General features: G+C 48.0%; 16 protein-coding genes and 1 other RNA gene. 6 read left to right on the top strand and 11 right to left on the bottom strand.

Translation table 11 applies throughout. The annotated features are described in order from the left end of the window. Positions 1 to 21: 21 nt before the first annotated feature. From aroA to gyrA, 6 genes are read right to left on the bottom strand one after another with little or no spacing between them, the layout of a single operon-like run. Positions 22 to 1,341: a 3-phosphoshikimate 1-carboxyvinyltransferase gene (aroA, locus tag QUE62_RS02170; protein ID WP_286262007.1), complete on the bottom strand. Its 1,320-nt coding sequence runs from the start codon at positions 1,339 to 1,341 to the stop codon at positions 22 to 24. Further along, positions 1,341 to 2,210 carry a prephenate dehydrogenase gene (locus QUE62_RS02165; RefSeq protein WP_286262006.1) on the bottom strand — a complete coding sequence of 290 codons (870 nt, stop codon included), beginning with the start codon at positions 2,208 to 2,210 and terminating at the stop codon, positions 1,341 to 1,343. Before QUE62_RS02165 ends, aroA begins: the two co-directional genes overlap by 1 nt. Next, positions 2,207 to 3,343 (bottom strand): histidinol-phosphate transaminase, encoded by a 1,137-nt coding sequence (hisC, locus tag QUE62_RS02160; protein WP_286262004.1) that lies wholly within the window; start codon positions 3,341 to 3,343, stop codon positions 2,207 to 2,209. The genes QUE62_RS02165 and hisC overlap by 4 nt, the downstream gene beginning before the upstream one ends. An 11-nt stretch (positions 3,344 to 3,354) precedes the next feature. Then, the gene (gene pheA, locus QUE62_RS02155) at positions 3,355 to 4,437 is read right to left on the bottom strand and encodes a prephenate dehydratase (protein ID WP_286262002.1); all 1,083 of its coding nucleotides are present in this window, start codon (positions 4,435 to 4,437) and stop codon (positions 3,355 to 3,357) included. Next, positions 4,437 to 5,531 carry a 3-phosphoserine/phosphohydroxythreonine transaminase gene (gene serC / locus QUE62_RS02150; RefSeq protein WP_286262536.1) on the bottom strand — a complete coding sequence of 365 codons (1,095 nt, stop codon included), beginning with the start codon at positions 5,529 to 5,531 and terminating at the stop codon, positions 4,437 to 4,439. Before serC ends, pheA begins: the two co-directional genes overlap by 1 nt. 28 nt (positions 5,532 to 5,559) lie before the next feature. Beyond that, positions 5,560 to 8,241 carry a DNA gyrase subunit A gene (gyrA, locus tag QUE62_RS02145; RefSeq protein WP_286261999.1) on the bottom strand — a complete coding sequence of 894 codons (2,682 nt, stop codon included), beginning with the start codon at positions 8,239 to 8,241 and terminating at the stop codon, positions 5,560 to 5,562. Between the two features lie 146 nt (positions 8,242 to 8,387). Between gyrA and ompA the strand changes: the two genes are divergently transcribed. The 4 genes from ompA (at position 8,388) to ssrA (ending at position 10,867) form a co-directional block, all read left to right on the top strand. Continuing rightward, entirely contained in the window at positions 8,388 to 8,993 is a 606-nt protein-coding gene (ompA, locus tag QUE62_RS02140) for an outer membrane protein OmpA (protein WP_286261997.1), read from the top strand. 92 nt (positions 8,994 to 9,085) lie between these two features. Continuing rightward, on the top strand, positions 9,086 to 9,784 hold the full coding sequence (ubiG, locus tag QUE62_RS02135) for a bifunctional 2-polyprenyl-6-hydroxyphenol methylase/3-demethylubiquinol 3-O-methyltransferase UbiG (protein ID WP_286261995.1): 699 nt from the start codon (positions 9,086 to 9,088) through the stop codon (positions 9,782 to 9,784). Then, on the top strand, positions 9,784 to 10,452 hold the full coding sequence (locus QUE62_RS02130; protein ID WP_286261990.1) for an HAD family hydrolase: 669 nt from the start codon (positions 9,784 to 9,786) through the stop codon (positions 10,450 to 10,452). Before ubiG ends, QUE62_RS02130 begins: the two co-directional genes overlap by 1 nt. A 56-nt stretch (positions 10,453 to 10,508) precedes the next feature. Next, positions 10,509 to 10,867, top strand: a transfer-messenger RNA (tmRNA) gene (ssrA, locus tag QUE62_RS02125). A 35-nt stretch (positions 10,868 to 10,902) separates the two neighbouring features. Here ssrA and QUE62_RS02120 read toward each other — a convergent pair. After that, positions 10,903 to 11,253: a hypothetical protein gene (locus QUE62_RS02120; RefSeq protein WP_286224175.1), complete on the bottom strand. Its 351-nt coding sequence runs from the start codon at positions 11,251 to 11,253 to the stop codon at positions 10,903 to 10,905. Between the two features lie 86 nt (positions 11,254 to 11,339). Between QUE62_RS02120 and QUE62_RS02115 the strand changes: the two genes are divergently transcribed. Then, a complete protein-coding gene (locus tag QUE62_RS02115) occupies positions 11,340 to 11,918 on the top strand; it encodes a hypothetical protein (protein WP_286261988.1) in 579 nt (192 codons plus the stop codon). On the opposite strand, the gene QUE62_RS02110 is transcribed toward QUE62_RS02115, so the two are convergent. Genes QUE62_RS02110 through QUE62_RS02100 form a run of 3 tightly spaced genes read right to left on the bottom strand, consistent with a single transcriptional unit; the run spans position 11,896 to position 14,676 of the window. After that, complete coding sequence (locus QUE62_RS02110; RefSeq protein WP_286224172.1) at positions 11,896 to 13,248, bottom strand: NAD(P)H-dependent oxidoreductase; 1,353 nt, start codon at positions 13,246 to 13,248, stop codon at positions 11,896 to 11,898. The two genes, QUE62_RS02115 and QUE62_RS02110, sit on opposite strands and share 23 nt — an antisense overlap. A gap of 9 nt (positions 13,249 to 13,257) precedes the next feature. Continuing rightward, the gene (locus QUE62_RS02105; RefSeq protein ID WP_286261986.1) at positions 13,258 to 14,115 is read right to left on the bottom strand and encodes a pirin family protein; all 858 of its coding nucleotides are present in this window, start codon (positions 14,113 to 14,115) and stop codon (positions 13,258 to 13,260) included. Between the two features lie 3 nt (positions 14,116 to 14,118). Then, a complete protein-coding gene (locus QUE62_RS02100; protein ID WP_286224170.1) occupies positions 14,119 to 14,676 on the bottom strand; it encodes a carboxymuconolactone decarboxylase family protein in 558 nt (185 codons plus the stop codon). Between the two features lie 62 nt (positions 14,677 to 14,738). Here QUE62_RS02100 and QUE62_RS02095 point away from each other — a divergent pair, with 62 nt between their 5' ends. Next, a complete protein-coding gene (locus tag QUE62_RS02095; protein WP_286225740.1) occupies positions 14,739 to 15,533 on the top strand; it encodes a sulfurtransferase in 795 nt (264 codons plus the stop codon). 6 nt (positions 15,534 to 15,539) lie between these two features. Here QUE62_RS02095 and QUE62_RS02090 read toward each other — a convergent pair whose 3' ends face one another. Next, positions 15,540 to 15,842 carry an antibiotic biosynthesis monooxygenase family protein gene (locus QUE62_RS02090; protein WP_108507945.1) on the bottom strand — a complete coding sequence of 101 codons (303 nt, stop codon included), beginning with the start codon at positions 15,840 to 15,842 and terminating at the stop codon, positions 15,540 to 15,542. Positions 15,843 to 15,887 lie beyond the last annotated feature (45 nt).

Below are 15,887 nucleotides of genomic sequence, written 5' to 3'. Positions count from 1 at the left end.
CCAACACTCCTTTATAGGAAATTAATACGTGATTCGTGCTAACTCTGAAAAGTAATTCGGAAAGGTTTTAGCAACGCATAAAGGATCATTAATTAAGATTGGCTTTGGACCAAATGCTGCTAGAGAAAAACACATCGCCATCCGATGATCATCATAGGTATCGATTCCCTGCGGTGGAGTCTGCCATTGCTCATCAGTTAATGGATGAATCTCAATAAAATCCTCGCCCTCATGAACCACTGCCCCTAATTTACGCAACTCGGTTGCCATGGCCGCAATTCGGTCTGTTTCTTTGACCCGCCAGCTGGCGATCTTCTCTAAGCGAGTTTTTCCTTGAGCAAATAATGCCATCATAGCGAGAGTCATCGCTGCGTCTGGGATTGTGGTGCAGTCAATCGTAATCCCTCGCAATCTTCCATCGACATGAATAACGCCGCTGGTCTCAAGAAAATCATCGCCACGTAGCACTCTTGCTCCCATTTGTTCGATGGCATCTGCGAAGGCAATATCCCCCTGAATACTATTTTTACCAACCCCAAGAACGCGCACTGGACCACGGCCTAGAACGCCGGCAGCCAAAAAATAAGATGCGGAGGATGCGTCGCCCTCGACCCAGAGTGTTTGAGGGCTTTTGTATACGGCCCCAGCTTGAGTGGGCGCAATCACAAACTGATTGGGCGTTGGGTTGCTTACCTCAACCCCAAACCGGGCCATCAATTGAATTGTGATGTTGATGTACGGTCTAGAAATTAATTCACCGATCACTTCGATCTGAATTGGTTTACGGGCTACGAGAGGCAGTCCCATCAATAAAGCCGTTAGAAATTGGCTGGAGACATCGCCCCTAACCCGAATCACCTCTGGCAAGACAAGCTTGCCTGCATGGATTTGAATCGGTGGATAACCAACCGCTTGCTCATAATTGATTTGTGCACCAATTTGCGAGAGTCCGTCAACTAAATCACCAATCGGTCGCTCGTGCATCCGCGGTACTCCAGAGAGTCGATACTCACCCTCTTGCATGACTAATGCTGCAGTGAGCGGCCTAATGGCAGTTCCGGCATTTCCCATGAATAAGTCAGCGCGCTTGACCGGGAAAACGCCAGCACAACCTGTCACTTCGCAATCATAACCACGATCCTCAGCCTTTACACCCAATTGACGCAAGGCATTACGCATCACCTGGGTATCATCGGCATCAAGGAGTTGTTTAAGTATGGTCGTACCGCTTGCTAATGCAGCAAGCAACAACGCCCGATTTGAAATACTTTTTGATCCAGGCAGGGTCATCTGCCCCTTGGCACCTTGGAAAGGTCCAATCTGTAATGACTCGCTCGCCATTACGACTCTTCCCATCGTTTGCGAGCTTCACTGGCTTTCAGAAAAACCTTCTCAAGTGCTTGCGAATCCTCCTTGGCAATCAGGTCACGAAGAGCATTTGTAATCACGAGATACTGGTCTAGCTCTTTCAAAATCGCTGATTTATTAGCAAGGCAAATATCGCGCCACATCTCAGGGCTCGAAGCAGCAATCCGCGTGAAATCCCGAAATCCAGCCCCAGCGTGGCCAAGCTTTTGCTCAGCATCTTCGGAGTTCAGCACGCTCGTCATTAATGCGTATGACAGCAAATGAGGCAAATGCGAAACCGCTGCGTAGATTGCATCATGCTGAATCGCTGATATCCGTTTAATGCGCGACCCCAATGCCTGCCAAAAACTCTCAACCAGAGCCACATCTGCTGCCGAGTTCTCTTGCAACTGACAAATAATGGTTTGTTTTCCCTGAAATAAATCGGCCTTCGCTGCCACCACACCATGCTGCGCACCACCTGCAATGGGATGGGCCGGAACAAATTGACAGGCCTTCTTACCCAAAACCTCTTTAGCCGCCGCAATCAGATCACTTTTAGTACTACCGGCGTCAGTAATCAATGTGTGCGGATTGAGATGTGGCTCAATCGTTTGAAAACATGCGCGCATTTGCGCAACAGGCACGCACAAAATAATCCACTGGGCTTTTTTACTTGCGCCCACAAGATCATCGATGCGATCAATCGCCCCTAATTTTTTGGCCTCTTCAAGATTGCTTTCACTTCGACCGACGCCGATCACTTCGGTAACGACCCCCGCCTTTTTGAGCGCTAAGCCGATCGATCCACCAATCAAACCAACGCCAACAATGGCGACTGTTCCAAACTGATTTTGGCTCATGCAGTACCCTGTGGCTTACTTAAAATGGCGCCAAGCGCTTGAATGCAAATAGTATTCTCTTCTGGTAAACCAATCGAGATTCTGAGCCACTGAGGTAGCCCATAATTACCAACGGGTCGTACAATCACACCCCTCTTTAATAGCTCACGGTTGACGCGTGCACCCGCTTCGTCATCATCGCCCACCCTCACTAAAACAAAATTTCCAGATGAGGGCAGATAGGTTAAGCCCATTTGCTCAAATGCCTGTATCAATTGTTGATAACCGGCTCGATTTAGTTCATAGCCTTGCTGTAAAAATGCTTCGTCACCTAGAGCTGCAATAGCAGCGGCTTGCGCCAAACTATTCACATTAAATGGCTGTCGAATCCGGTTTAATAAATCAGTTAAATGGGGTTGCGCGATACCATATCCAATACGTAACCCTGCTAATCCGTAGGCTTTTGAAAAGCTGCGTGAGACTACTAAATTAGGATATTTTTTTACCCAAGCAATCGCGTCGTAGCGCTGCTCTGGGGCAAGGTACTCGTTATATGCCTCATCTAACACCACCACGACATGCGCAGGCATCTCAGATATAAATGCTTCAATCGCTTTTGGCTGCAAGTAACTACCGGTTGGATTATTTGGGTTCGCTACAAATACCAACTTGGCAATCTCCCCGAGTGATCGAATGGTCTGCAGCATGGCCGGCAGATCATGCCCGTAACTTGCATCAGCAGCAACCTCCACTGCTTTTGCGCCAATCGCTTGCGTTGCCAAAGGGTAAACTGCAAACGCGTGTTTAGAAAATACGACGGCATCGCCAGCGTGCGCTACCGCTCTAGCGGTAAGCTCCAAAACATCATTGCTACCATTTCCCAAGGTAATCCAGTCTTCTGGAACCCCCAGACGCTTGGATAAGATGCGTTTAAGCTCAAAACCATTGGAATCTGGATAGCGGCCCAAATCATTGGCAGCCCGCAACATCGCTTCCTTAGCCGATGTTGGCATACCCAAAGGATTTTCATTGGAGGCCAACTTCACGATCGTACTTTCGTCTAAACCAAACTCCCGCGCCACTTCGCTAATGGGTCTACCACCAACATAGGGTGCAATTTCATGCACATGATCTAAGCCAATTTTTTTGGTCATGAATGAAAGTCTTAATTTTTAGCGCGCGGATAGGAGCCCAGGTTTTTATAAAAGGCAGCAATCGTTTTTAACTCAGCAATTGCCGTGGCTACTTTGCCATTACTCGCATGCCCATCAATATCGATATAAAAATGGTATTCCCAAGACCCCTTGCGGGCTGGTCGTGATTCAAACCGCGTCATGGACACTCCATGTTTTGCTAATGGCCCTAACAAGTGATGAACGGCTCCAGGTTGATTGGCGACCGACAGCACCAAAGATGTCTGATCATGACCGCATGGTTGACATGCATATTGGCCGATCACGACAAACCGCGTACGATTGTTTGGATCATCTTGAATCTGCGCTGAAACAATTTGCAAACCATAAGCCAATTGAGCCGGCTCACCAGCAATCGCGGCAATACTTGGATCATGACTGGCCATCCGTGCAGCCTCGGCATTACTACTAACAGCCTGCCGATGCAATTGAGGCGCATGCATGCTTAACCATTGTTGGCATTGAGCCAAGGCCTGAGCATGAGCGCAAACTGTTTTTACACCATCCAAACTTCCAAGCTTGGTTAAGAGGTGATGCCGAATGGGCAAGACTACCTCACCACTAATTTGCAATGGACTTTCTAGCAATAAATCCAAGGTACGCGAAACAGCGCCTTCACTGGAGTTCTCAACAGGCACCACCCCAAAAGTAGCGACCCCTTTTTCAACCGCCTTAAACACCTCATCCAAACTCGCGCATGGCAAGCCGTCAATCGACTGCCCAAAAAATTCATGCGCCGCCTGTTCCGAGAAGGTACCGGTTGGACCCAAATAAGCGATAGTTTGCTTGGATTCAAGTGCACGACATGCTGACATGATCTCGCGCCAGATCGCAGCAAGACCATCTGGCAGCAACGGGCCAGGATTCTTTTGTAAAACATTCTGGATTACCTGGCTCTCTCGCTCAGGACGAAAAATAGGGGCTGATGACTCATTTTTAATATGGCCAACCGCTTGGGCCGCCTTTGCGCGCTTCGATAAAAGCTCCAAAAGCTCTTGATCGATCGCATCAATCTGGGCACGTAGCGGAGCTAAGCGCTGATCATCATTTGACATTAGGCACGCCTTTCGAACTCACGCATGAACTCCACCAAGGTCTCAACGCCAGCAATTGGCATGGCATTGTAAATACTAGCGCGCATCCCTCCTGCGGCCTTATGACCTCGGAGGGCTGCCAAACCTGCAGCACTGGATTGCTCCAAAAACTCTGCATTTAAACCTTCGTCTTTCAGAAAAAATGTGACGTTTGTTCTCGAGCGACACATTGGATCCACGCGATTTTCATACAAGGAGCTTCCATCAATCAACTCATAGAGCATGTTTGATTTCAATTGACTGCGGCGCTCCATCTCTTCTACCCCACCTTGCCGCTTGATCCACTCAAATACTAAGCCCGAAACATAAATTGGGAAAGTGGGTGGAGTATTGAACATCGATTGATTAGCCGCCTCCTTGGCCCAATCCCAGATTGAGGGGGTAATAGACATCGCATGCCCCATCAAGTCCTTGCGCACAATCACAATGGTGACCCCCGCGGGACCAATATTCTTCTGTGCGCCAGCGAAAAGTACGCCACACTCGCTCACATTCATCGCTTTTGAAAGAATATTGCTCGAGATATCAGCAACCAATGGGGTCTTGCCAAGCTTTGGAAACCCAGAGAATTCAACGCCGCCAATCGTCTCATTAGCGCAGATATGCACATAGGCCGCATCTTCGGACAAAGTCCATGTTCTTTGATCTGGAATCGACCGAAACCCCTGCGCCTGGGAACTCGCAGCGATGTGAGCTTCCCCATATTTTTGCGCTTCCTTGACTGATTTCTCAGACCAAATCCCGGTCACCACAAAATCTGCCTTGGGTTTCTTGGCTAAGGGCATCAGGTTCATCGGAATCGCCGCATTTTGACCAATTCCCCCACCTTGCAAGAGCAAGATTTCGTAATCGTTTGGAATGCGCATAAGCTCGCGAAGATCGGCTAAGGTTTTTTCATAGACCGCCATAAACTCTTTGCTGCGGTGACTGATTTCCATCACACTGGTACCGAGGCCCTGCCAATTCAACAGTTCATCGCGTGCTTGCTCCAAAACCTCTTCAGGTAAGGTTGCTGGGCCCGCTGCGAAGTTATAAATGCGGCGGTCAAAACTCATCATGAAGTCCGGTTAGTCGAAGCTTTGCTTAGGCATCAGGCGCTGTGTCGGATTCGCTGTTACCTTGCTCATCGCCTACGTCGTCGCCCTCCTCATCCGAATCACTCTCTGCGATGCGCTGCAATCCAGATAAATGGGTTCCCTCATCGACGTTAATTAGAGTGACACCCTGTGTGGCACGACCCATCTCCCGAATCTCAGATACCCGCGTACGAACGAGTACTCCACCAGTAGTAATCAACATAATTTGGTCTTCTGGGGAAACCAGAGCAGCCGCAACTACCTTACCATTCCGCTCGCTGGTCTGAATCGCAATCATGCCCTTCGTGCCGCGCCCATGCCGGGTGTACTCGGCAATCGGGGTGCGCTTACCGTAACCATTTGCGGTCGCAGTTAACACACTATTTGGTGCTGCGGCATCTTCAACTGCTTCCACTGACCCCTCTGCAACTTCGGCAGGAGCAACTAGCATCGCAATCACTTCTTGCCCATCCGACAAATTCATGCCGCGGACACCACGCGCGGTACGACCCATGGGTCGTACGTCATTCTCATCAAAACGAACGGCTTTGCCTGCATCTGAGAACAACATCACATCATGCTTACCGTCTGTAATGGCTGCTCCAACCAAAAAGTCGCCTTCATCCAAGTCAACCGCAATGATTCCGGCCTTACGAGGATTCGAAAAATCCGATAAACGGGTTTTCTTCACGGTGCCTCGGCGAGTTGCCATAAATACATAGTGATCCTCTTGATAGCCCTGAATTGGCAGAATCACTGTGATCTTTTCGCCCTCTACCAGTGGGAACATGTTGACAATTGGCTTACCGCGCGAAGTCCGACTTCCTTGGGGAACCTCCCAAACTTTTAACCAATACATCCGACCTCGGTCAGAGAAACACAAAATCGTATCGTGGGTATTGGCGACAAACAGAGTATCGATCCAGTCCTCATCTTTAGTAGCCGCAGCTTGCTTACCTCGACCCCCACGCTTTTGCGCCCGGTATTCGCTTAAGGGCTGACTCTTCATGTATCCAGCGTGCGAAAGTGTGACCACCATATCGGTTGGAGTAATTAGATCTTCAGTAAACAGCTCTGTGGCGTTCATTTCAATATAAGAACGACGACCCGAGTCGCTACCTTCTGAACCAAACTCTGCCTTCACCTCAAGTAACTCAGTTTCAATGACTTTGGTGACGCGCTCAGGCTTTGCGAGCAGATCCAATAAATCAGCAATCTGATCCATCACCTCTTTGTACTCATTCACGATCTTGTCTTGTTCAAGACCAGTTAAACGCTGCAAGCGCATTTGCAGAATTTCTTGGGCTTGATCATCCGACAAGCGATATAGTCCGCTATCTTGCATGCCATATTCTGGCAAGAGGCCCTCGGGCCGGAAGGCATTGCGACCACCGGGAGCCTCGCCCTCAGCGCGGGCCAGCATCTCACGCACTAACGAAGAGTCCCAGGCCTGTGCCATTAGCTCCTGTTTGGCAACTACTGGATTAGCGGCTGCCTTGATGATGGCAATGAATCGATCGATATTGGCAAGGGCAACCGCTAAACCCTCAAGCACATGACCCCGTTCGCGGGCTTTGCGTAACTCGAAAATGGTGCGCCGGGTAATCACCTCACGGCGATGCGCCAAGAAATACTCGAGCATTTGCTTGAGGTTAAGGAGCCTTGGCTGATTGTCGACCAAGGCGACCATATTCATACCGAAGTTATCTTGAAGCTGAGTACTCTTGTATAAATTATTGAGAACGACTTCGGGCACTTCACCGCGCTTGAGTTCAATCACGACTCGCATTCCCGACTTGTCAGACTCATCGCGCAAATCCGAGATGCCCTCAATTTTTTTCTCATTGACCAACTCGGCAATGCGCTCAAGTAGGTTTTTCTTGTTCACCTGATAAGGTAACTCGTCCACAATAATGGCTTGACGCTGACCCTTGTCCATGTCCTCAAAATGGGTCTTGGCGCGCATCACAACTCGGCCACGCCCAGTACGATACCCCTCACGAACTCCCTGAACGCCATAAATAATTCCGGCGGTTGGGAAATCAGGCGCTGGAATAATCTCAATGAGCTCATCGATCGTGCAATCCGGCTGATGCAAGACATGCAGACAGGCCTTGATCACCTCATCCAAATTATGGGGGGGAATATTGGTGGCCATCCCCACCGCAATACCAGAGGAGCCGTTAATGAGTAGATTGGGAACTTTTGCGGGCAGGATGAGAGGTTCTTTTTCGCTGCCATCATAGTTAGGGCCAAAATCAACGGTTTCTTTGTCCAGATCCGCTAATAGCTCATGGGCGATCTTACGAAGACGAATTTCGGTATAACGCATCGCCGCGGCATTATCGCCATCGACCGATCCGAAGTTACCCTGACCATCGACCAACATATAGCGCAACGAGAAATCCTGGGCCATGCGGACAATCGTGTCATAAACCGCCGTGTCGCCATGGGGATGGTATTTACCGATCACGTCACCCACGATACGGGCCGATTTCTTAAAAGCCCGGTTCCAGTCGTTGTTTAATTCATACATGGCGTACAAAACCCGGCGGTGTACGGGTTTTAACCCATCCCGTACGTCTGGCAAGGCTCGGCCGACGATTACGCTCATGGCATAGTCCAAATAGGACCGCCGCATTTCGTCTTCTAGGGATATGGGGAGAGTTTCTTTAGCGGCTTGTTCCATCTCGAAATAATATCATTTCACAGGCCCATAACCTGTGCTAATATTCTGATAGTTGGTAACTATTTATGTTGTAGCGCTTTGGGCTTTTTTGGGCTTTTAGGCGATTCGGTTGCATTAATTTATTAAATGTTTTTTGAGGATAAAAAATGAACAAAACCCTAAAACTGATGCTTGCTGCAGTGATTACGATTTCTGCCGGTTCAGTCATGGCCCAGCCAAAGAATGTTGATAACTGGGTAAACTCCACCGGCACTCCATGGAGAAACGGTGACGGTACACTCTGCTGGCGTGACGCTAGTTGGACCCCAGCAACCGCCGCTCCAAATTGCGACGGCTGGCTCGCTCCTAAGCCTGCTGCTGCTGCGAAACCAGCTCCAAGCAAAGTGACCCAAAAGAAAATCACTCTACAAGCCGATACTTTGTTTGACTTTGATAAGTCGACTCTCAAGGCGGAAGGTGTTGCAACCCTGAACAAACTCGCTCAAGACATCAAAAAGATGAAGCTTGAGGTGGTCATCGTTGTTGGTTACACGGACAGTGTTGGTACTGATGCTTATAACATTGCCCTCGGTCAGCGTCGTGCCAATGCTGTCAAAGCGTTTTTGACTAATGCTGGAGAGGTTGATCCAACCCGCGTTTACACCGAAAGTAAAGGTAAAGCTGATCCAGTCGCTAGCAATGCAACTGCTGAAGGCCGCGCCAAGAACCGTCGTGCTGTAATCGAAGTAGTTGGTACACAAGCTGTTAAGTAATTTAGTCCACTGGACACTAAAAGCCCGGCTTGCCGGGCTTTTTTATTGCTTTTTTTGTATAGTCTTACTTATTCCTTTAAATGGTATTTTCAATGAGCAATGTTGACCAAGGTGAGATTGATAAATTTAGCGCCCTAGCGCATCGCTGGTGGGATCCGACCAGTGAATTCAAACCTTTGCATGCAATCAACCCCTTGCGACTAGGTTGGATTAAATCGATCACTAATTTAGATGGTAAACGAGTACTCGACGTCGGGTGTGGCGGCGGCATTCTGGCTGAGTCGCTCTCCAAGTCAGGGGCAACAGTAACTGGTATTGATTTATCGACCAAAGCGCTCAAGGTCGCTGAATTGCACCAATTAGAGAGCGGTACTACCGTGCGATATCGCTCGATTTCAGCGGAGGATTTAGCAAAAGAAGAGCCCCATTCATATGACGTGGTCACCTGCATGGAAATGCTTGAGCATGTACCTGATCCAGCCTCCGTGGTGCAAGCTTGTGCAAATCTCTGTAAACCTGGTGGGCATCTCTTCTTTTCCACCCTCAATCGCAATCCAAAATCCTACCTCTTTGCGATCATTGGCGCAGAGTATATTTTGCAACTCCTGCCCAAAGGCACTCATCAGTATGAGAAATTTATCAAGCCATCTGAACTGGCACAATTTACTCGGACTGTCGGCCTAGAGGTATTGCAACTCAAGGGTATGACCTATAACCCCATCACACAAATTTATCGCTTGGGTAGCGATACGGATGTGAATTACATGATGGCAACCCGCAAGCCTCAATAATGGGCACGCCAGTATTTGAGGGGGTCTTTTTTGATCTCGATGGCACGCTCGCGGATACCGCACCAGATTTAGTTGCAGCAGCCAATCGTCTGCTAATTGCCAATCAGCGTACGCCCATGGCCTATGAGGTCCTCCGACCCATGGCATCTGCTGGAGCGCGGGGACTAATCCAGAAAAGTTTTGGGATTGATCCCGATCATCCTGAGTTTATTTCCCTGCGCGATCGCTTCTTAAACTTTTACGAAGAAGCGCTCTTGGTTCACAGTAAGCTGTATGAGGGCATGGAAGCGCTTTTACAAGAACTTGATGAGCAAAAGATTCCTTGGGGTATTGTCACCAATAAACAACAACGATTCACCAAACCGCTCACGGAGCAAATGGGCTTACTAAAAAGAGCCCATTGCGTGGTCTCAGGCGATACCACACCCCACTCCAAGCCCCATCCAGAACCGATTTTGTACGCCGCTCGCTTGGCTAAGGTCGATCCCAAGAGAGCCATTTACATTGGTGATGATATTCGTGACATTTTGTCTGGTAAGGCTGCTGGGATGCAGACAGCAGCCGCTCTCTATGGCTATTGTGGGTGCGAAGAGCCGCCGCACGCCTGGGGTGCAGACTACCTGATTCATCGCCCACAGGATCTGCGCCAAATTCTGTTTGCCAATTAGGTGTGCAAATTACTCCACAAAGACTTAAAATAGTGGTCTCAGTGTGAAAATAATTCGGGGTCGACATGGTTTCGACGTGGATTACAAAGCATCAAGGGCATACCGAGGACCCGTTATCTCGTAAATCAATGGGAATGCAATAACTGCTAACGACGAACGTTACGCACTAGCCGCTTGATTGCGGCTGCCCCTGAACTGATTCTCTCTTGGGTCAGGTAGCGCAAGCTACGTCAGGGTCATATACAAGAGATAAGATCAGCCCGCGTCACGAGAGTTGATACGAAAACTGAGTGAATCGCTAATGCAAAGCGTGTCGATTCGCGTTGCCTTAGTTAAATTAAATAATTAGACTAAGTATGTAGAACTTGTTGTAGCGTGTTTGCGGACGCGGGTTCGATTCCCGCCGACTCCACCAATTTAAGGTTGGAACTGTTTAAAACAGCTGCCAACTTAAGGTGTTTGTAGAACACTCTCCATCTGCATGGAGAGCTTTTCGTAGTGGCTGAAAGCCAATTTCGTTGGGACGATGTGCTTTTTGCGAGCATCGGCTTTATCAATTGACAACTTGATATAACCCATCGCCTGCAAATTTTTGATCCGTCCATGAAGTGTTGCCTGAGAGCCAAGCTCATGGGCAGTTAATAAGTCTCCAACCAAGATCGTTTGTTGGCGATCCCAGGCCAACATCACCCGATTTAATAACTGCTCCTCAATGGAATCTAATTTTTTTCCGGGATTGATCCGATCCAAAGTATCCAAACAGTTGAGAAAACGTAAATACGATAGAGAGCGGTGTGACATGAATTTAATTAGAATTGGTGAATAACATGCAAATGTGAACCATATACCAAACAAACTCGAATCGCAATAATCGTTGTCAATTTTTCATGAGCCAAGCAAATTATTCAAAGGAATCAATCCTTTCTGCAAAGACAATCATTGCTTGCGCTCTCGTTTATAGCCTTCTTTTTTATGCCAATGATTGGCTTACCTCATTTTTAGAGGTGGCTCCTGGTGTCAACTGGATTTACCTTCCCGCAGGACTCAGGCTATTTTTAGTTCTTATTTTTGGTTTGTCTGGAGCACTTGGGATTGCGATTGCCTCGACCTTAATCACTTTTGGTCGCGATCTTGGTGATGACATGATTGGCATTCTTGGCATCGGCCTTATTTCAGGATTTAGTCCCTATTTAGCCCGCCTAATCGTGATTCATAATCTCAAAATTAATCCGGATTTGAGCAACCTCAATATACAGATAATCGCTATTAGCGTTTTGGTCTTTGCTCTTTTGAGTACCGGATTACATCAAGTGTGGTTTGTAATAGTGGGCATCCCGAGTGGCAGTCTCTCCAATGCGATTGCGATGCTCATTGGCGATATTTTAGGAGCCCTGTTATTTATTTCCATCTGTAAATTTGGAATTGATCTTTATAAGAAATTTGTTAAGGGAGAATCGCTCCCTTAAACGATTGCTCCATTTCCATGCGAATTTTGTAAGCATCGGTGGTTTTATCGATTAGTACATCATCCCAACAAAGACTTTGTCCTTTTTTCACCGGTCTGATGACTTTAATCTGATGCGCTAAGCCTAAAGGTAATCCGCCCATGGTATGTGATTTCTTGGCGGGTAGTAATTTCCCCCAAACGGTATACCCACCCTCACCATCTAATCGATCACCCGGATTTAGGTCGCGCTTGGCGGTTGCGATGACATCGGCATTCCAACAATAGGGCACCCCGGTTGCTTCTTTACGGAGAGCAACGCTGGCTACCGACAAACCAACCTCTAGTCCGATTAAATGCCAGCGCTTATACAGCGTGAAATACCGTCCACTTGGATCGGTATGGGCTTTGTACTCTTCAAAGCAATTCTTGATGTAATCAGTCTCTGCTTCAACCGTGACCCAAACCCCCATGCGAATGTCATAGGGTATTTTTCGGCCATCCTTTTCTAAAGAAGAGATCACTTCGACCATCCCTTTACGTTCTAAATGGCCACCCTCTGAAATCGGTCGTGTTACGACAGGAATATCTTCAACACTGGCTGGAGGGTATAAAAGACCGTTACTTGGTACAGCTAATCCCGTCGCATTGGCGACTGCAGTGGATTCGATTGCAGGTTTTGAACCATCCAAAAAACTATTAAACATTTTGGGATTGAGACCACCCCGTTTTGCCTGTTCAGGAGTTAAACCGTAGTAATTCCAGACCGTTTCTGGGGTTGAATCCGCATAGTGCGGCAACCACTGATGACCTCTACCAGCAGCCACGACTGGGAAGCCACAGGTGCGAGCCCAATCTACCAGATCACAGATTAAGGCCGGCTGATCGCCAAAAGCAAGGGAGTAAATGACGTTCGCATCTCTCGCTTTTTTGGCTAACAAGGGTCCACAAAAGGCATCTGCCTCCACAGTGACATTCACAACGTGTTTACCCTCTGAAAATGCCCGTAAACAATGCTCAACTGCTGCGATTGGATTACCTGTGCATTCCACAACAACGTCAACTGCTGGATGCCGCACAATCGCTTGCCAATCATCGGAAACATAGCACGTACGCTCACGAAGCGCCGAATCAATTGATGAAGCCTCTAATTGAGTTGCGTCCCAGCCAACGTTACATAAATTCTGTTTAGCAAGCGCGGGCATCAAATCCGCCACTGCAACCAATTGCACCCCAGAGGTTCTAGGAATTTGGGCCAGATACATCGAACCAAATTTACCGGCACCAATTAGTCCAATCCGAATCGGTTTTTGCTCAGCCTCACGTTGTAAAAGTTGTTGATAAAGACTCATGGCTTGCTCTTAGGGAGTAGTTAGTCGATTCTGTTGATAATCTGCAATTGCTTGCATAATCTCTTCTTGGGTATTCATGACAAAAGGGCCATGCTGAACAATCGGCTCATGGAGTGGTTTTGCAGCAAGCCAAATGGCTTTAGCCCCCTGAGCGCCAGATTGCATCGTCACTTGATCGCCCTCACCCAAAACGAGCGCCGCCTGACGTGGTACTCGCTCCACTTGACCACCAAGGGCTAAATCACCTTCGTAGACATAGAGAAAGCTACGGTGCGAGACTGGTATTGGATGACTAAACATCTCATGACCCAAGAGGTGAATATCAAAAAATAAAGGTTCGGTACTTAATCCATGAATCGGGCCCTGAATCGCAGTGCCATCGGGCGACTGGCACTCCCCAGCAATCACCTTAACTAATCCACCTTTCGGTAAATGAACTCTTGGAATGGATATATCTTGAATATCTTGATAACCTGCTGGTTTCATTTTTTCGCGAGCGGGCAAATTAATCCAAAGCTGAAACCCGCGCATCGCACCACTTTCTTGCTGGGGCATTTCTGAATGAATTATTCCGCGACCGGCCGTCATCCATTGCACGCCACCACTTTTTAAGTGGCCACGATTACCCAAGTGATCCTCATGCAACATGTGACCCTCGAGCATATAGGTCACGGTTTCAAAACCGCGATGTGGATGGGGTGGAAATCCAGCAACATAATCATTTGGATCGTTGGATGAAAACTCATCGAGCATCAAAAATGGATCTAGGCGCTGCCGATCTTGACCGCCCAAACTGCGACGTAAGCGAACGCCCGCCCCATCAGAGGTTGCAACACTTGGAATCACCTGAATAATTTGACGATCCATTACTTAAGCCTTGGGAGCCTGATCTTCGGGATGAATATCTAAAGCAATCAGAAAGCGTGACACCATGTTGTACGCTGCAATCACCGTTACCAACTCAACTAATGCAGTATTGCCTAAGGCTTCTTGCAGGCGCTTCATCAATGCAGGATCAACCTGAATGGCTCGGGTCATTTGTAAGGTTAGTTCGAGAGCGTCTCGCTCTAATGAGCTAAAGGAGCTAGGGTCAAAGTTGTTACCTCCCAAATACCGCATTGCATCGACTTGGGCTTGTGTGCCTCCTGCTTTCAGAAAAGGTGGGGCATGATGGAAGAACTCATACTCGGCACCATTGAGAACTGCAACACCACACATTCCCAGTTCACGTAACTTGGGATCGAGTGAGAGTTGCTGGCGCACATTACCAATAAAATGATTCCAGCCGCGGGCTACTGGCTCACTATGCAACAGCATCCGATCCAGATTAATCAGCTGGCCACCGCGACGTTTGCGGATCTCGGCAACCAGATCTGCGGGCTCCGCTAAATCTAGGGGTTGGTAGGGAATTAAACGATCGTTTTTCATTAAATGATGGGGTTGGTATCAGTGCTATAAGTGTACCGATAAACTTGGTCGATAATACAGGCATGAATCATGAGCGTCCGGGCTCAAACGCCCTTTCCATCCTCAATATTGCTGGCTATCAGTTTGTCCGTCTAGGCGAGCTTGATCAACTAAAAGAATCACTCTATCAAGTTGCCTCAGAGCTTCACCTCAAAGGAACAATTCTGCTATCAGAAGAAGGGATTAATTTATTTCTGGCTGGTCTCGAGACCAACATTCAGAGTTTTCTGGCCTTTTTACGAGATGATCCACGACTGGCATCGTTTCAAACAAAGGACAGTTGGTCAGCAACGCAACCATTTCGTAAGCTTTTAGTTAAGATCAAAAAAGAAATTATTCGCATGAATCATCCGACGATCGCCCCGGAAAAAGGTCGGGCGAAGTTTATCTCTCCGCAGAAATTAAAAGAATGGCTTGATCGGGGCCAAGATGATCTGGGGCGCCCTGTAGTGATGATTGATACGCGCAATGGATTTGAGGTGGAATACGGAACATTCAAGAATGCATTGCATTTCAACATCAATAAATTCAGTGAATTTCCTCAGGCGATTGAGGCGCATCTCCCGGAACTAAGTGATAAGACTTTGGTCAGCTTTTGTACAGGCGGGATCCGCTGTGAAAAATCAGGGCTATATTTGCGAGAACGCGGTCTTGAGCATAGCTATCAATTAGACGGTGGGATCTTGCAATATTTTGAAGATATTGGTGGCGATCACTATGTGGGTGATTGCTTCGTCTTTGATGAACGCGAAACTCTAGAGCCCAGCCTTGCTGCTAAGCCCCAGGGCAGACTCAAGCCCAAGAAAAATCAAGCTTAGTTAAACCTAGTCGGACTTACCGACTAAATTGAAATGCTCAACGGCAGGCGCTTGGGTAAAAAATGGGCCCACAATGCTGCGCCATTCGGTAAACGCTGGGGATCCCCGAAAATCAACCATATGGTTCTCAAGGGTGTCCCAATAGATCATCAGTAGGTAACGATTGGGTGACTCAATGCTGTGATTGACTTTAAAGCCCCGAAAGCCCTTAGCAGGAGCGATGGTGGTGCGCACTCCCCGTAAAATTGCCTCATTAAATTCAGCTTGCTTACTTTCATCGATACGAATATCAACCACTTCTAGAATCATTTTGTTTCCTCAAGATCACGGTTAAACATCAATTATCATCGATTT

Origin of the sequence: Polynucleobacter sp. HIN9, assembly GCF_030297635.1 — a bacterium.
In the GTDB taxonomy this organism is placed as follows: Bacteria; Pseudomonadota; Gammaproteobacteria; order Burkholderiales; family Burkholderiaceae; genus Polynucleobacter.
The sequence above is the reverse complement of the archived record's forward strand: the minus strand, read 5'-3'. Positions and strand labels throughout refer to the sequence as shown.